The 15,056-nt window shown below is 68.5% G+C and carries 15 protein-coding genes and 1 riboswitch; of the genes, 5 read left to right on the top strand and 10 right to left on the bottom strand.

The genetic code is table 11. The features are described 5' to 3' along the window. Positions 1-62 precede the first annotated feature (62 nt). Both ACLQ7T_RS08505 and ACLQ7T_RS08500 read right to left on the bottom strand, forming a co-directional pair. Positions 63-980, bottom strand: a complete 918-nt coding sequence (locus ACLQ7T_RS08505; RefSeq protein ID WP_420479034.1) for a hydroxymethylglutaryl-CoA lyase — start codon at positions 978-980, stop codon at positions 63-65. Next, positions 977-2,656, bottom strand: coding sequence for an ArnT family glycosyltransferase (locus ACLQ7T_RS08500; RefSeq protein WP_420479033.1), 1,680 nt, complete (start codon positions 2,654-2,656; stop codon positions 977-979). Before ACLQ7T_RS08500 ends, ACLQ7T_RS08505 begins: the two co-directional genes overlap by 4 nt. 89 nt (positions 2,657-2,745) lie before the next feature. Between ACLQ7T_RS08500 and ACLQ7T_RS08495 the strand changes: the two genes are divergently transcribed. Next, complete coding sequence (locus ACLQ7T_RS08495) at positions 2,746-3,474, top strand: glycosyltransferase family 2 protein (protein ID WP_420471155.1); 729 nt, start codon at positions 2,746-2,748, stop codon at positions 3,472-3,474. 104 nt (positions 3,475-3,578) lie between these two features. Next, positions 3,579-4,019, top strand: a complete 441-nt coding sequence (locus tag ACLQ7T_RS08490; protein ID WP_420471154.1) for a hypothetical protein — start codon at positions 3,579-3,581, stop codon at positions 4,017-4,019. Between the two features lie 177 nt (positions 4,020-4,196). Here ACLQ7T_RS08490 and ACLQ7T_RS08485 read toward each other — a convergent pair whose 3' ends face one another. From ACLQ7T_RS08485 to trhA, 3 genes are read right to left on the bottom strand one after another with little or no spacing between them, the layout of a single operon-like run. Next, positions 4,197-4,544, bottom strand: coding sequence for a hypothetical protein (locus ACLQ7T_RS08485; RefSeq protein WP_420479032.1), 348 nt, complete (start codon positions 4,542-4,544; stop codon positions 4,197-4,199). After that, a complete protein-coding gene (gene phaR / locus ACLQ7T_RS08480) occupies positions 4,541-5,128 on the bottom strand; it encodes a polyhydroxyalkanoate synthesis repressor PhaR (protein WP_420471152.1) in 588 nt (195 codons plus the stop codon). The genes ACLQ7T_RS08485 and phaR overlap by 4 nt, the downstream gene beginning before the upstream one ends. Positions 5,129-5,184: 56 nt before the next feature. Next, the gene (trhA, locus tag ACLQ7T_RS08475) at positions 5,185-5,901 is read right to left on the bottom strand and encodes a PAQR family membrane homeostasis protein TrhA (protein ID WP_420479031.1); all 717 of its coding nucleotides are present in this window, start codon (positions 5,899-5,901) and stop codon (positions 5,185-5,187) included. A gap of 148 nt (positions 5,902-6,049) precedes the next feature. Between trhA and ACLQ7T_RS08470 the strand changes: the two genes are divergently transcribed. Beyond that, positions 6,050-7,225, top strand: a complete 1,176-nt coding sequence (locus ACLQ7T_RS08470; protein ID WP_420479030.1) for an acetyl-CoA C-acetyltransferase — start codon at positions 6,050-6,052, stop codon at positions 7,223-7,225. 88 nt (positions 7,226-7,313) lie between these two features. Here the strand turns inward: ACLQ7T_RS08470 and ACLQ7T_RS08465 are convergent, their stop codons facing one another. After that, on the bottom strand, positions 7,314-7,499 hold the full coding sequence (locus ACLQ7T_RS08465; protein ID WP_420479029.1) for a hypothetical protein: 186 nt from the start codon (positions 7,497-7,499) through the stop codon (positions 7,314-7,316). Between the two features lie 162 nt (positions 7,500-7,661). After that, on the bottom strand, positions 7,662-8,474 hold the full coding sequence (locus ACLQ7T_RS08460) for a DUF2461 domain-containing protein (protein ID WP_420479028.1): 813 nt from the start codon (positions 8,472-8,474) through the stop codon (positions 7,662-7,664). A gap of 80 nt (positions 8,475-8,554) precedes the next feature. On the opposite strand from ACLQ7T_RS08460, the gene ACLQ7T_RS08455 reads away from it, so the two are divergent. Further along, the gene (locus ACLQ7T_RS08455) at positions 8,555-9,226 is read left to right on the top strand and encodes a DsbA family oxidoreductase (RefSeq protein WP_420479027.1); all 672 of its coding nucleotides are present in this window, start codon (positions 8,555-8,557) and stop codon (positions 9,224-9,226) included. Positions 9,227-9,231: 5 nt separating this feature from the next. Here the strand turns inward: ACLQ7T_RS08455 and ACLQ7T_RS08450 are convergent, their stop codons facing one another. Further along, positions 9,232-9,918 (bottom strand): hypothetical protein, encoded by a 687-nt coding sequence (locus tag ACLQ7T_RS08450; RefSeq protein WP_420479026.1) that lies wholly within the window; start codon positions 9,916-9,918, stop codon positions 9,232-9,234. Between the two features lie 367 nt (positions 9,919-10,285). Beyond that, the gene (locus ACLQ7T_RS08445) at positions 10,286-11,701 is read right to left on the bottom strand and encodes a hypothetical protein (protein WP_420479025.1); all 1,416 of its coding nucleotides are present in this window, start codon (positions 11,699-11,701) and stop codon (positions 10,286-10,288) included. Between the two features lie 240 nt (positions 11,702-11,941). On the opposite strand from ACLQ7T_RS08445, the gene ACLQ7T_RS08440 reads away from it, so the two are divergent. Next, positions 11,942-12,859, top strand: coding sequence for a DUF1206 domain-containing protein (locus tag ACLQ7T_RS08440; RefSeq protein WP_420479024.1), 918 nt, complete (start codon positions 11,942-11,944; stop codon positions 12,857-12,859). 25 nt (positions 12,860-12,884) lie between these two features. Here ACLQ7T_RS08440 and thiC read toward each other — a convergent pair whose 3' ends face one another. Further along, positions 12,885-14,795, bottom strand: a complete 1,911-nt coding sequence (gene thiC, locus ACLQ7T_RS08435) for a phosphomethylpyrimidine synthase ThiC (RefSeq protein WP_420479023.1) — start codon at positions 14,793-14,795, stop codon at positions 12,885-12,887. A gap of 71 nt (positions 14,796-14,866) precedes the next feature. Continuing rightward, positions 14,867-15,009: riboswitch (TPP riboswitch) on the bottom strand. Positions 15,010-15,056 lie beyond the last annotated feature (47 nt).

Raw genomic sequence — 15,056 nt, 5'->3', positions numbered from 1 at the left:
TCAAGTTCAGCGGGCGAAAATGGCGACGGCAAGGCGAAGCTTTACGGCGATCAGTCCCCGGATCAGGTCCGGGGCCAGCCGCCCGCGCGGCTGAGGGCGCTGGGGGCGGGGCGGCCGATCTTCTCACCGATCCAGCGGGCGGTCCCGATCAGCTGGTCGAGGTCATAGCCGGTTTCGAACCCGGCCCGCTCTAGCATGTAGACCAGATCCTCGGTGGCGATGTTGCCGGTCGCGCCCGGAGCAAAGGGGCAGCCGCCGATGCCGCCGACCGAGGCGTCGAGGATGTCGATCCCCGCCTCCACGCCCGCATAGGCGTTGGCCAGGCCGGTGTTGCGGGTGTCGTGGAAATGCAGGCGCAGGGCGGCGTCCGGCGCGGCCTTGCGGGCGGCCTCGACCTTGCGGGTGACGGCCCAGGGATCGCCGACGCCGATGGTGTCGGCCAGGGCGATCTCCTCGACGCCCAGCGCCGCGATCCGGCCGACCAGATCGGCGACCTGATCGACCCCGACCTCGCCGTCGAAGGGGCAGCCCCAGACGCAGGACAGGGTGGCCGACAGGGACGGCGCGGCGCCGGAGGCGGCTCCGGCGTTGGCGCGCCCGGCGACGATCCCGGCCAGCATCTCGACCTGCTGGTCGACCGTCAGGCCCTGGTTCTTCAGGCCAAAGCCGTCGGTGGCGGACATGGCCACATTGACCTCGTTCACCGCCGTGCCCAGCGCCCGGTCATAGCCCTTGCCGTTCAGCACCAGACCGATGCGGCTGCGGCCGTCCTGATGCGGAAGCGCGGCCATGACCTCTTCCGCCCCGGCCATCTGGGGCACGTATTTCGGGTGGACGAAGCTGACCGCCTCGATCCGGCGGGCGCCCGCGGCTTCGAGCCGTTGGACGAAGTCGGCGCGAACGGCGGGTTCGAGCACCGCCTTCTCGTTCTGCAGGCCGTCACGGGGGCCGACCTCGACGATGGTGATGCGGCGGCTCATCGGGCGGGGGCCTCCGCCGGGAGCGCGTCGCTGCTGGGCGCATAAAGGAACAGGTCCACGTCGTCGCCCTGCGAATAGTTGTGGCCTCGCACCTCGGCGACGGTGCGGCCGGTCACCCCCAGCCGGGCGGCGGCGGCCTGGAAGGCGTCGGCTTCCCGCGATTCGACGATCACGGGGCGCCCTTCGGAGAGGGCCTTCGCGGCGCCATCGGCGTCGGTCAGTTCCGTGTCCCGGCCGGTCAGGAAGACGAAGCTGGGCTCATGATAACCCGCGATGGCGACCGGGCCGGGACGGCCCTGACGCGGGTGCAGGTCGTTCTCGTACAGGGCCTTGTCCAGCTGGGGCGAGACGGACAGCGGGCGCAGCTGGCGCAGGGTGCCCGCCAGCGCCCCGTGCGCGACCACGCCCAGGGTCAGGCTGACCAGAACGGCGGTGACGGCCGCCCGGTGCATCAGCAGGAAGGCGCCGATCAGGCCGGCCAGCACGGCGAAGGCGATGGTCAGGGTCGCCCAGGTCTGGGCGGTCGACTTGCCGAACTCGGTCAGGCCGTAGACCACCCCCGCCGCCAGCAGCAGGCCGACGAAGACCGCTAGGGCGGCGCCGGCGGCGCGCGACACCTTGCCGATCGGCCGGGTCAGGGCGGCCGCCGCCAGCAGGGCCAGGGCCCCGAAGGCCGGCAGGTTGTAGTGGATCAGCTTGGTCGGGGTCAGCTCGAAGATCAGCCAGGCCGGAACCAGCCAGCAGACGAGGAAGCGAATCGTCGGCTCGGCCCGGCGATGCCAACCGGTCGACACGGCGGCGGGCAGCAGCAGGGTCGCCGGGAAGAAGGTGATCAGGGCCGCGATCAGATAGTAGCCGGGAGGCGCCCCGTGGCTCTCGTGGCCGCCGGCGATCTTGGGCGCGAGATCGCCCGCGATAGCCTCCCGCCAGAAGCCGCCGTCGGTGGCGATGGTGATGGCGATGGCCCAGGGACCGACCAGCAGGGCCACCAGCGGCAGGCCCCAGCCCCAGCCGAGACGCTTGAGCCAGCGGAAGTCGCGGTCCCACAAGGACACCAGCAGCATGGCGGGGGCGATGACGATCAGCCCGATGGGGCCCTTGATCAGGATCGACAGGCCCAGGCCGAACCAGAACATCAGCTTGTGCGGGCGCAGCGGCGCCTCTCCGGCCCTGGAGGCCAGGTAGATCCGCGCCAGCCCGGCCATGGCCAGGGTGACGGCGCCGCACAGCATGGCGTCGGTCTTGGCGATCCCGGCCTCTGTCGACAGCAGGAAGGAGGCGCCCAGCATGGCCCCGGCGAGGAAGCCCGCCCGGTTGCCGAACATGGCCTGACCGACCCAGGCCACGGCGGCGGCGGCCATCATGGCGCCGAGGATGGACGGGATGCGGTAGGGCTGGATGTCCCGGTTCTCGACACTGGACGTCGCCGCCACGGCGACCGCCTGCATCCAGTAGATGCCGACCGGCTTCTTCCAGCGGGGATCGTCCTGGAAGCGGATGTCGACGTAGTCGCCGGTTTCCAGCATCTGGGAGGTCGCCTGGGCGTAGCGGCTTTCGTCGCGGTCCAGCGGCGGCAGCAGGGCCAGAACCGGCAGGCCGGCGAACAGGGCGACCAGCGCCGCCAGCAGCGGCCCGCGCCATCCGGCGATATACTTGTCGAGGTCGGGACGGATCATGGGGCAGTCCTACCACGCCGGTTCCGCCGTCGTCATGCGGTGTGCGCGCATGGCTCCCGCCCGGCGTCAAAACCGGCTAGAGAGCGCTCATGACCGAAGCCGTTCCCGACATCTCCGTCGTCGTTCCCGTCCATGACGAGGAGGGCGCCGCCGGCCCGCTGGCCCGCGAGATCGCCGCCGCCTTCGCCGGACGGTCGTTCGAGATGGTGTTCGTCAACGACGCCTCGAAGGACCGGACCCTGGACGAGCTGCGCGCCCTGCAGGCCGAGCTGCCGCAGCTGCGGGTGCTGAGCCACGGCTCCAATGCGGGCCAGAGCCGCGCGGTGCGGACCGGCGTGCTGGCCGCGCGCGGCGCCATCGTGGTCACCCTGGACGGCGACGGGCAGAACCCGCCCGCCGACGCGCCCCGGCTGGTCGACCTGCTGGCCGCCTCGCCGTCGAGCGTGGCGCTGGTGGGCGGCGTGCGGGCCAGACGGCAGGACACGGAGGCCAAGCGCTGGGCTTCGCGCTGGGCCAACCGCATCCGCAAGAAGCTGCTTTCGGACGACGCCGACGACACCGGCTGCGGGCTGAAGGCCTTCCGGCGGGACGTCTTCCTGCGCCTCCCGTACTTCGATCACATCCACCGCTATCTGCCGGCCCTGATGATCCGCGAGGGGTATGAGAACCGCTACCTCGACGTCGATCACCGGCACCGGGAGACCGGCCGGTCGAAATACACCAACTGGGGACGGCTGATGGCCTCGTTCTCGGACCTGCTGGGCGTGATGTGGCTCAAGTCCCGCTCGCGGAAGCCGGGCGCGATCAGCGAGTTCTGACCCGCCGGCGCCCGCACCACCCGCGGGCGTAGCCGTATGGAGCGAACCGGGGTATCTATCGTTAACAAGCGCGGCCGTGAGCGGCCGACGAGGGAGCCTCGCCCATGCTGATCGCCCTGCCGCTGCTGCTGATCCCGGTGGTCCTGTACAATATCGTGGTGCTGTCGAACGTGATGGCGGGCAGTGATGTGAACCTGGCCGCGGGCGGCGCGGACGCCATCCTGCGCGATCCCATGTTCTCGATCCCGATGGCCTCGGGCACCAGCTGGAACGTGGGCGTCGGTGACCTGATCCTGCTGCTGTCGCTGATCCTGCTGTTCTTCGAACTGCTGAAGTCGACCTCCAGCCAGAAGGTCGCGATCATCAATCACGCCCTGTCGATGATCCTGTTCGTCGCGGTGCTGGTCGAGTTCCTGCTGATCAAGGGCTTCGCCACCTCGACCTTCTTCCTGATCGTGGTGATGGTGATGCTGGACGTGCTGGCCGGGTTCATCGTGACCATCATCTCGGCCCGCAAGGACCTGGATTTCGGCGGCGGGGCGTAGCCGGAGGCCCGGGGGAGCGTCAGACGCCGCCCCTCCACCCCGCATCCTGCGTCAGGTAAACGCCACGAAGATCAGGGTCACGACGGTGATGTCGAAGGCGCGGGTCAGGAAACGGGGCATGACGGGTTCCGGAACGGGTCGATCTGACCTGTCGCCAGCAAGGACCGTGCCGTCCGCCTAGATGTCGGTGTCTTCCGTGCGACCGGGCTTCGGGCGCCGGTCGACCGTGCCGGAATATTCGGCCCCGAGGTAGGCGCTGCGGGCCGCGGTGAGCACCGGCTGGCCGCCCTTCAGGCCGCGCTTCTGGCCGGTCTGTCCCATCATCTGGGCGGCGAAAACGGCCGCTGAACCGTCTGACGGCGGCGTCGCGGCAGCTCTTGCCGGGGGAGTGACGTCCTCCGCCGGCAGGTCCAGCGGCACCAGATCGCGCGAGGTGGAGCCCGCCCGGCGCTCGGCCGTGCGGCGCTCGGCGGCCCGCCGGTCGCGCCCCTCGACGGGGCCGACGCCGCGGACCTTGTCGGTCATCCCCGGGACAGCTTGTCGAGCTGGGCGCGCATCTCGTCCATCTGACGGCGCATCTCGTCCAGTGGATCCGGAGCGCCCGGCTCCTCGGCGGCCGGCGCGGGCGCGGGCTGGCGGGCGACGCCGCCGAAACCGGGCCACATCTTCATGGCTTCCGCGAACATGGCCATGTTCCGCTTGACCGCCTCGTCCATCAGCCCGGCGCCCGGGGCGCCGCCGAAGGCCTTGGAGAACTGGCCGCGGATCTGCTCCTGCTGGCGGGTGAAGTTGTCCAGCGACATCTCGAGGTAGGAGGGCAGGACCCCCTGCATATGGCCGCCGTAGTAGCCGATCAGCTGGCGCAGGAACTGCACCGGCAGCAGGGCCTCGCCCCGGCTCTCTTCCTCGAAGATGATCTGGGTCAGGATCTGACGGGTCAGGTCCTCATTGGTCTTGGCGTCGAAGACCACGAACTCGGTCCCCTCGCGGACCATCCGCGCGAGGTCTTCCAGTGTGACGTAGGCCGAAGTCGCCGTGTTGTAGAGCCGCCGGTTGGCGTACTTCTTGATGACGACGTTGTCTCCCGCACCGGACTTCTTGTCAGCCACGCGCTGTCCCCGTTCCTGTTGCAACGCCACAGTGTCTGCGCTGCGAGTGCGAAAGTCTAGCCAGCCATCGCGGCGGGGGCGAGGACGACGCCGACCAGCACGGCCGCCCAGTGGACGGTGGCGCCGGTGACCACGAAGCCGTGCCAGATGGCGCGGCGGAACTTCACCTTCGGGCTGATGAAGACGAAGACGCCGCCGGTGTAGATCAGTCCGCCGATGACCAGCAGGGTCAGGGCGGCCGGGTGGACGGTCTCGACCATCGGCTTCAGGGCGATGACCACCAGCCAGCCGAAGGCCACATAGACAGCGCTCCAGAAGGCGTCGGACAGGCGGGGCAGCAGGACCTTGGCCAGGGCTCCGGACAGGCCGACGGCCCAGACCAGAAGGGTGAAGCCGACGGCCCAGCCGCCCTCGAACCGCTGGGTGGTGAAGGGGGTGTAGCTGCCGGCGATCATCAGGAAGATGGCCGCCTCGTCCAGCCGCCGCAGCACCGGCCGGGCGGCGCAGGGGCGGATCTGGTTGTAGATGGTCGAGGCCGACAGCATGGCCACCAGACACAGGGCGTAGACCGCGGTGGCCACCGCCGCGCCGATCCCGGCGTAGATGGCCGCCAGCACCGCCAGCAGGCCGCCGCCGACGACGGCGAGGGTCAGGCCGACCACGTGCACGACCAGATCGGCGGTCTTCTCGGCCGGGGAGAGGTAGTGCTCGATCATGTCGAGCTCGTCCGGCGTGCAGACGTGGCGGAGCAGGCGTTTCAGGCGCATGAGCATGGTCCCTTCAAGACCGGACGCCGACAGTTCGTTCCGGGGAATATGGCCTTAAGGCGGTGACTATCCGGTGAATCACGCGTTCGGGGCTGACGAAGGCGCCGCAATGCGGCACAAGCGCCACAAGTTTATTCCCCATGGAGTGAAATTCATGACCGACGTCGTCATCGTCTCGGCCGCCCGCACCCCGGTCGGCAGCTTCCTGGGCTCCCTGTCCAGCCTGTCCGCGGCCCAGCTGGGCTCGGTGGCCATCAAGGCCGCGCTGGAGCGGGCCGGAGTGGCGCCCGAGGCGGTGGACGAGGTCGTCCTGGGCCATGTGCTGCAGGCCGCCAATGGGCAGGGCCCGGGCCGTCAGGCGGCCATGGGCGCGGGCCTGCCGAAGGAGACGCCGGCCTGGACCCTGAACCAGATCTGCGGCTCGGGCCTGCGCGCGGTGGCCGTGGGCGCCCAGCAGATCGCCACGGGCGATGCGAAGATCGTCGTCGCCGGCGGTCAGGAGAGCATGAGCCAGGCGGTCCATGCCCAGCAGCTGCGCGGCGGCCAGAAGATGGGCGACGTGACCCTGGTCGACACCATGATCAAGGACGGGCTGTGGGACGCCTTCAACGGCTATCACATGGGCCAGACCGCCGAGAACATCGCGGCGACGTTCGACATCGCCCGCGAGGCCCAGGACCGGTTCGCCCTGGCCAGCCAGCACAAGGCGGAAGCCGCCCAGAACGCGGGCCGGTTCGATGACGAGATCACCCCGGTGGTCATCCCCTCGAAGAAGGGCGATGTCGTCGTCGACAAGGACGAATACATCCGCCACGGCGCGACCATCGAGGCGATGGAGAAGCTGCGCCCGGCCTTCACGAAGGACGGCAGCGTCACCGCCGCCAACGCCTCGGGCCTGAACGACGGGGCGGCGGCGCTGGTGCTGATGAGCGCGGACGAGGCGAAGGCGCGGGGGCTGACCCCGCTGGCGCGGATCGCGTCCTCGGCCACCGCGGGCGTCGATCCGGCGGTGATGGGCACCGGCCCGATCCCGGCGTCGAAAAAGGCGCTGGAGAAGGCCGGCTGGACCGTGGCCGACCTGGACCTGATCGAGTCCAATGAGGCCTTCGCCGCCCAGAGCCTGTGCGTGGTCAAGGAACTGGGCCTCGACCCGGACAAGGTGAACGTCAACGGCGGCGCCATCGCCATCGGTCACCCGATCGGCGCCTCGGGCGCGCGCATCCTGACGACCCTGCTGTTCGAAATGCAGCGTCGCGACGCGAAGAAGGGTCTGGCGACCCTGTGCATCGGCGGCGGCATGGGCGTGGCCATGTGCGTCGAGCGGGTGTGAGCGGACATTTTCAAGGACCGGGTCCCGCAAGGGGCCCGATCATTGAAGCACGGCCATGCGTCAGAAACGGACGCAGGCCCGGCCGGACCTAGTCCCGGGCGAAGACGTGCACGGGCTGGCCGGCGTGGTGCAGCTCGACGTGGCTGTAGTCGCGGGTCAGCAGCAGGCGGACCTGGGCCAGCTCGCGGGCCTCGGCCTCATTGAGGGCGTCGAGGGGTTCGTCGGTCGGATCGATGCCTGAACGGTAATGCAGGCGAAGGCTGTAGGCGGACATGACTGTCTCCCGAAGTCTGGAGCGGGAGTGTTCGAGCAACCCCGGATCGTCTCGGGGGCGGACCAATGTCTCTCAGTCGCGGGCGCTCGTGGAAAGGCTGCGCGCGATGACGGGACTCTGCACCCTTCTCGCCAAAAAAGCGAGGAAAAACCGCTATGTCCGCTACCGGACTGAGGGCGTGGGGTCGATCCGGTCGAGGGCGGACCAGCCGAAATCCAGCAGGGGCCTGACGGAGGCGGCGAAGGCGGCGAGCGTGGCCGGGAGGGCCGGCGAGGCGATCTCGGCCCCGGTGAGCGGGCGCGAGACCAGCCAGCGGGTGCGTTTCAGCACCGGCTCGAGCGCGGTCCCGGCCTGATGCTCGAACCCCTTGGGCATGCGTTTGACCGGATCGCCGGGGTCGAGCGCCAGCCCGGCCGTCGACAGGGCGGCCTCGACAGCGGCCCAGCGCGCGGGCTGGTCGACGATCAGGCGGCGGACGGCGTCGATCTGCGGCCGCTCGTCCAGGTAGAAGCCGCAGGCGACGAAGGGCCCCTTGCCGAAGGGGCCGTCGTCCGATCCCGCCGCCTCCGAAGGATGGGTGGACGGGTCCAGCGGGTCGATGCTGTCCGGATCGAAGCCGGGGCGGGACCCGCCCTCGGGCTCGATGTGGATGTAGATCATGCCGGGGCTCATCTTGCGCCCGTCGCGGGTCAGGGTGGCCGAGACGTGGGTCTTGTAGGGCCGCTTGTCCTTCGAGAAGCGGGTGTCGCGGTGGATGCGGAAGACGCTGCGCTTCGGATCGCCCGACAGGGGCAGGTCCAGGGCCGCGCAGGTGGTGGACGTCTCCGCGATCAGGGCGGCCAGGGCGGGCTTGAGGCCGTCGTCATAGGCGGCGCGATGGGCCGTGAACCAGTCGCGATCATTGTGGGCGGCGAGACCGGTCAGGAAGGCCAGGTCGGCGGAGGCGAAGCCGGGAAACGCGCTTGGGAAGGTCATGGCGCGACCCTAGACCCGGAGGGCGTTGCGGGTGAAGCGGCGCTTCCCATATGCGCCTGAAGCAGTTGCGGATGGCGAAGATGAGCAAGCCCCTGAAGATCGATTTCGTGTCGGACGTCGTCTGTCCGTGGTGCGTGGTGGGCCTGGGCGGGCTGGAGACCGCGCTGGAGAAGCTGAAGCCCGAGGGGATCGAGGCGGAGATCGCCTTCAAGCCGTTCGAGCTGAACCCGCAGATGGCGCCCGAGGGCGAGAACATCGTCGAGCACATCGGCCGCAAATACGGCTCGACCCCCGAACAGTCGGCGAAGAACCGGGCCATGATCACCGAGCGGGCGGCCGAGGTCGGCTTCGACATGCGGATGACGGCGGACAGCCGCATCTGGAACACCTTCGACGCCCACCGCCTGCTGCACTGGGCGGGCGAGACGGCGCCGGACCGGCAGCCGGCGCTGAAGAAGGCCCTGTTCCGCATCCACTTCACCGAGGGCCGCAACCTGACCGACGCGGGCGAGCTGACCGCGGCCGCCGAGGCCGTGGGCCTGGACCGGGCCGAGGCCGCCGACGTGCTGGCGTCCGGCCGCTATGTGCAGGCGGTCCGCGCGGAGGAGGCCCTGTGGCAGTCGCGGGGCATCAGCTCGGTCCCGGCCGTGGTGGTCGAGGGCAAATACCTGATCTCGGGCGGCCAGCCGCCGGAGGTGTTCGAACAGGCCCTGCGCAAGATCGCGGCGGAAGAGGCGGCGGCCCCGGCCTGACGCCCTCACGGCGGCCCCGTGAGCGGAGCGCCGCCCGGCAGGCCGGGCAGGACGGCGGCGGACGGCGGAGACGCGAAAACACCGTCCAGACCGTCCAGATCGTCCGGATCGTCCGGCCCGTTCGGCGCCGGGACGCGCCCGCGGGCGGCCTTGAAGCGCCGGAGTTCGGCCTCCATGACGCGGGTTTCCGCCCGCAGGGCGTCGGTGGTGGCGAGGAGGCGCCGCTTTTCGTCCGCCTCGCGCCGGCGCCCGGCCTGCTCGACCAGCCGGGTCAGGCGGCGGTGCTCGTCGGCCAGGGCCTGATGCACGCGCCGCCAGCGCAGGGCCGCCATGGCGTCGCCGTGCAGCACGGCCCGCATCATCCGCTGGCAGGCGACCACCGACAGATCGCCCAGGCTGATCCGCTCCAGATCGCCGTCGACGCTCTCCTCGAGCGCCAGCCCCTCGTCGTCGCGATCCAGCCCGCGCGGCCCGTCCCACGGCTGGTCGCTGCGCCGCCACCCCTCCTCGGCCGCCCGCCCGCGCAGGGTGCTGAGCCCCACGCCGTAGCGCCGGCAACAGGCGGGCGCCGACCAGCCGGCCAGATAGTCGGCGCGGATCTCGTCCCAGACGGCCTCGGTCAACCGGGCGTGGCCCGCGTCGGCGGGATCGGGGGCGGGGCGGGCCTGGGTCTCTGGGGATGCGTCGTTCATGGGAGCCTCCGGGGGGATCGGAGGCATTGTAGAACGGCGGTACGTCAGAATTGGACGTGTGGGGGAGGGGGTAGGGACGAGGGTCGAGGGTCGTGGGTCGAGGGGGTGCGGGGTGTGGGGTGTGGGGTGTGGGGTGTGGGGTGTGCCGTTCCCTCTCCCGATGGGAGAGGGACGCCGTGTCCGGATTGACGACCGGAACGCCTCCGCGCGCTCACGCAGGAAGCCGTTGATGAAGGTGGTCTTCCCGGCCCCGGTAGGCCCGACGAGGAGGACGAGGGTGGGCATGGGTGGAGGTCGGCGCGGTGGACCGGCCGGCGCGAGCGGCGGAAAAGAGTGTGTGTCCTTGTTTCCCCGGTTCCCCGGTTGTCTAGAAAAGCCGTTTCGATATGTCGCTCACAGAGTTCAGGCCGCCTCGGTGATCACTACCAGTTTTGGGGATCGTGAAAGTATACCGATCATCGCCTTGGTATGTGAGCTTAACATGTTTTCCGTCCTCCGAAATTGAGAAGCCCATTTCGGTGAGTCCGTCACGAATTTCCTTGTTTAAGGATCTGTAATCTCGAAGTAATGTCTTGAGATTTTCTCTGCGTTCATGGGGAACATTTGAAGCGGGATTATTATCGGCGACAGCTTTAAGAATGTGTTCTCGGCGACCGTTATCTTGAACTCTGCTAAGTGCATCAGCGGCGGCGTCCCGAATGACGGAAGAAATTTCGTCAGGATAGTAGTCTTGCTCGGAACCTACTTTTATTCTGACACCTGTCGAAGCGGAGCGCTGTCTTGACGATCGGATTTCGCTCGACAGTCGATTGATTTCCGCTTCCGCAGCTTGGATTGCTGCGTCTTTAAGTGCGAGTTCTGCGTCAAAGGTAGCGACATAAACATCTACTTCGTTGGAGCCGGAAGCGCGCAATGCTTGGATTGCTAAACGGGACTGCAACTGCTGCGCCGCAGCCCACGAGCACCAAGTGAGCGGACGGCGGTTCAGGAGTGCTTGTCGAACCTCCTTGGAGATAGATTTTCGTCGATCAGAATTGGTCAGTGACCAATCGGGTCGGATCAGGCGTCGACCTGAACCATCAGGCCAGTAGATGCCTACGGCGGCACCGTACGCTGGCTCGACCTCTAGGCGGAGGCGGCTCGAAAAATACCTATCAGGCTCTACGATGACATGTGCCATCCCGCAGAGCTCTCGAGCGAGTGCATCGACATTCACCCAGTAGGAACCATCAACATTGGCGCTAACGTAAACGACTGGAAGATAGCAGCCTGAGTCTCCGGAAATTAGGTTTGCGGCAAGTTCAACCTCGTCTGAGGTAAGTCGTCTGGCGGTGCGGCTGACCTGTATACCGCCATCCCATCCGCCTTCGAGAGAATCCAGGAGCGCGGCGACTACGATGGGTTTCTTGGCAGGTGGCAGGCGAGCTACCGGAGCAGCAGAATCCCGGTATGTCCGTATGCTGACCCAAGGCTCTCGGTGACCGGCATAGGAAACCTCGCTGATCCAATCGACGTTGTCTTCGGTCGCGGTGAGCCTGATCGAAACTGCAATGTCATCGGCGTTCGACGCGCCGGTAATTTCTATGAGTTGTTTCCCCGCTCTAACCGACTTTTCAGCACCCAAGCTAAGCAGGCTGAGACCCTGCGCCGTAAACGAAGTGTGAGGGGACGCGAGAACCCAGGATTTCACGGCGTCAATAAAAGCGTCAGGCGTGCTTTCCGGGCCAACGGGAAACTCAGTTGAGAAGGACAGCATTGCATACGCCCCAGTGAATTCACGCAACAGGTGCCAGCCGAATCAACGGTTTGCAACTTCAGCGTTTTGATGCGTGGAGCGGATCGGGGTCGCTCGGGCCTCATACCTTCATCTCCACCACAACGCCCCCGGCGCGGAACTTCGCCGACATCTCCGCCACCCCGGCCTCCGCCCCTTCGGCTGACGCCTGAGCGCCGAGCCCCAACGCTTCCCCGAACCATCCCCCGTCCCGGGAGTTTCCTCGCCCGGACCAGACAAGGGCGCGGGATGAAGGCGGGGTTTTCGGCGGGGGTGAGGGACGGGGTCGGGCAGTGGCTGTCGCGGTGGAAGCCGTCGAAGCGGCCCGCACGCCTGCCGTCCTCCCTGCCGTCCTGGTCGAGCGCGGTCGAGGGGGCGGCGCGGGTCGGGTATGGGGCGCGGGGGTTTGTGTATCTGTCGGCCGGGGCGCTGACGCTGCTGGCGGCGGCGGACCGGTTCGATGAGGCGGCCGGGTCGTCGGGGGCGATCGGCTGGCTGGCCGAACAGCCGTTCGGGCCGCTGTGGCTGGTGCTGCTGGGCGCCGGGCTGTGGGCCTTCGTGCTGTGGCGCGGGCTGCAGGCGGTGTTCGACGCGGACCACGAGGGCTCGGACCTGAAGGGCTGGGCCGCGCGGGCCGGGCAGGCGGTGAGCGGCCTGTTCTACGGCGTGCTGGCGGCCTCGGTGTTCGAATATCTGGATGAGTTCGGCGGGGCGCCGGACCGGGCCGATGCGGCCGAGAACCAGGAGAAGGCGGCGATGCTGCTGGCCCTGCCGCTGGGCGGGTGGCTGCTGATGGCCGTGGGGCTGGCGATCATCGCCGTGGGGGCGGGCAATATCGTGCGGGCGGCGCGCGACGACTTCGCCGGGGCGCTGGCCTGTTCGAAGACGGTGTGCAGGCGGGTCACGCCGCTGGCGCGGGCGGGCTATGCGGCGCGGGGGTTCGCCTATCTGCCGCTGGGGCTGTTCGTGATCCTGGCGGGGCTGCGGGCGCGGGCGTCGACCGTGACCGACCTTGGCGGGGCGCTGGACGCGCTGGAGCGCCAGCCGGGCGGCGACTGGGTGCTGGGGATCACCGGGATCGGCCTGATGGCCTTCGGCGCCTTCGCCTTCGTCGAGGCCCGCTGGCGCCGCATCCGCCCGCCCCGCGACCTGAACCCGCTGGACTGAGCCGGTTCAGGCGCGAGGGGGAGGATCAGACCTTCACTTCGATGGCCCCGCCGCCGGCGCGGAATTTGGCCGACATCTCGGCCATGCCGGCCTCGGCCTCGGTGAGGGAGGCGCCGGCGTCGTTCTGGCCGCGGGCGGCGTCGCGGATGTCCTGGCTGATCTTCATCGAGCAGAATTTGGGCCCGCACATCGAGCAGAAGTGGGCGGTCTTGTGCGCCTCCTTCGGCAGGGTCTCGTCGTGGTATTTGCGGGCCGTTTCCGGATCGAGGCCGAGGTTGAACTGGTCTTCCCAGCGGAACTCGAAGCGGGCGCGCGACAGGGCGTCGTCGTGGAGGCGGGCGGCCGGGTGGCCCTTGGCCAGATCGGCGGCGTGGGCGGCGATCTTGTAGGTGATGACGCCGTCCTTGACGTCCTGACGGTCGGGCAGTCCCAGATGCTCTTTCGGCGTGACGTAGCAGAGCATGGCCGTGCCGAACCAGCCGATCATGGCCGCGCCGATGGCGCTGGTGATGTGGTCATAGCCCGGCGCGATGTCGGTGGTCAGCGGCCCGAGGGTGTAGAAGGGCGCCTCGTGGCAGTGCTTCAGCTGCTCATCCATGTTGGCCTTGATCTTGTGCATCGGCACGTGGCCGGGGCCTTCGATCATGACCTGACAGCCCTTGGCCCAGGCGATCTTGGTCAGCTCGCCCAGGGTGCGCAGCTCGGCGAACTGGGCCTCGTCATTGGCGTCGGCGATGGAGCCGGGACGCAGGCCGTCGCCGAGGCTGAACGACACATCGTAGGCCCGCATGATGTCGCAGATCTCTTCGAAATGCTCGTAGAGGAAGCTCTCCTTGTGGTGAGCCAGGCACCACTTGGCCATGATCGAGCCGCCGCGCGAGACGATGCCGGTGACGCGTTTGGCCGTCAGCGGGATGAAGGGCAGGCGCACGCCGGCGTGGATGGTGAAATAGTCGACGCCCTGCTCGCACTGCTCGATCAGGGTGTCGCGATAGACCTCCCAGGTCAGGTCCTCGGCGACGCCGTTCACCTTCTCCAGCGCCTGGTAGATGGGGACGGTGCCGATCGGCACGGAGCTGTTGCGGATGATCCAGTCGCGGATGTTGTGAATGTTGCGGCCGGTCGACAGGTCCATGACGTTGTCGGCGCCCCAGCGGGTGGCCCAGACCAGCTTGTCGACCTCGTCGTCCACCGACGACAGGACCGCCGAGTTGCCGATGTTGGCGTTGATCTTCACCAGGAAGTTGCGGCCGATGATCATCGGCTCGACTTCGGGGTGGTTGATGTTGTGCGGGATGATGGCGCGGCCGCGCGCGATCTCCTGACGGACGAACTCAGGCGTCACGAAGTCGGGGATCGAGGCGCCGAAGTCCTCGCCGTCGCGGATGCAGGGGGCGGTCTGTTCGCGGCGCAGGTTCTCGCGGATGGCGACGTATTCCATCTCGGGCGTGATGATGCCGGCGCGGGCGTATTCGTACTGGGTCACGGGGCGGCCCTCGACGCCCTTGAAGACCTGGTGGTTCGACACGTCGAAGCGCGGGGCCAGGTGCTTGCCGCTGGCGTGGCCGTTGTCCTCGGGCTTCACTTCGCGCGGGTTCTCGACGGGCGCGATGTCGCCGCGGTCCAGCTGCCAGCTGGATTTGACCTTGGGCAGGCCGCGCTTGATGTCGATGGTCACCGACGGGTCGGTGTAGGGGCCGGACGAGTCGTACATCGTCACCGGCGGCTCATTGGCGCTGGGGTGGACGGCGACCTCGCGGAAGGGGACGCGGATGTCCGGGAACAGCTCGCCGGCCACATAGACCTTGACGCCGCCGGCGCGCGGGCCGGTGGGGATGCGGCCATGCTCGGCGGCGACCTGTTTGCGGGCGTCGGCCAGCGGCAGCTCGATGTTGGGCTCTTCCGGCAGGGCGGGGGGCGTAACCTGGATGTTCATTTGGCGGCCTCAAGGTGTTGAGGTCCGCCGACGTCAGGCGAGATGGTCCCTGAGCCCGAATTGGGGGCGTGGACCGAAAGCGTACTCATCCCTTCGCCGGCATGACCCGGATCAGGTTCGACGGGTCAGAGGTCTACCTCAATCTCAGCGGCTGGGCGCTTTCAGGCGAAGTGGATCCGGTTCGCCGCCCGGAAAGCGCCCCCTTGAGTGGCGCGCCTTCGAACCGCGAGCTGGTTCCCACTCGCTGAAGGCGCGCTGTGC

Source organism: Brevundimonas sediminis, assembly GCF_048799765.1.
Taxonomy (GTDB): domain Bacteria; phylum Pseudomonadota; class Alphaproteobacteria; order Caulobacterales; family Caulobacteraceae; genus Brevundimonas.
The sequence above is the reverse complement of the archived record's forward strand: the minus strand, read 5'-3'. Positions and strand labels throughout refer to the sequence as shown.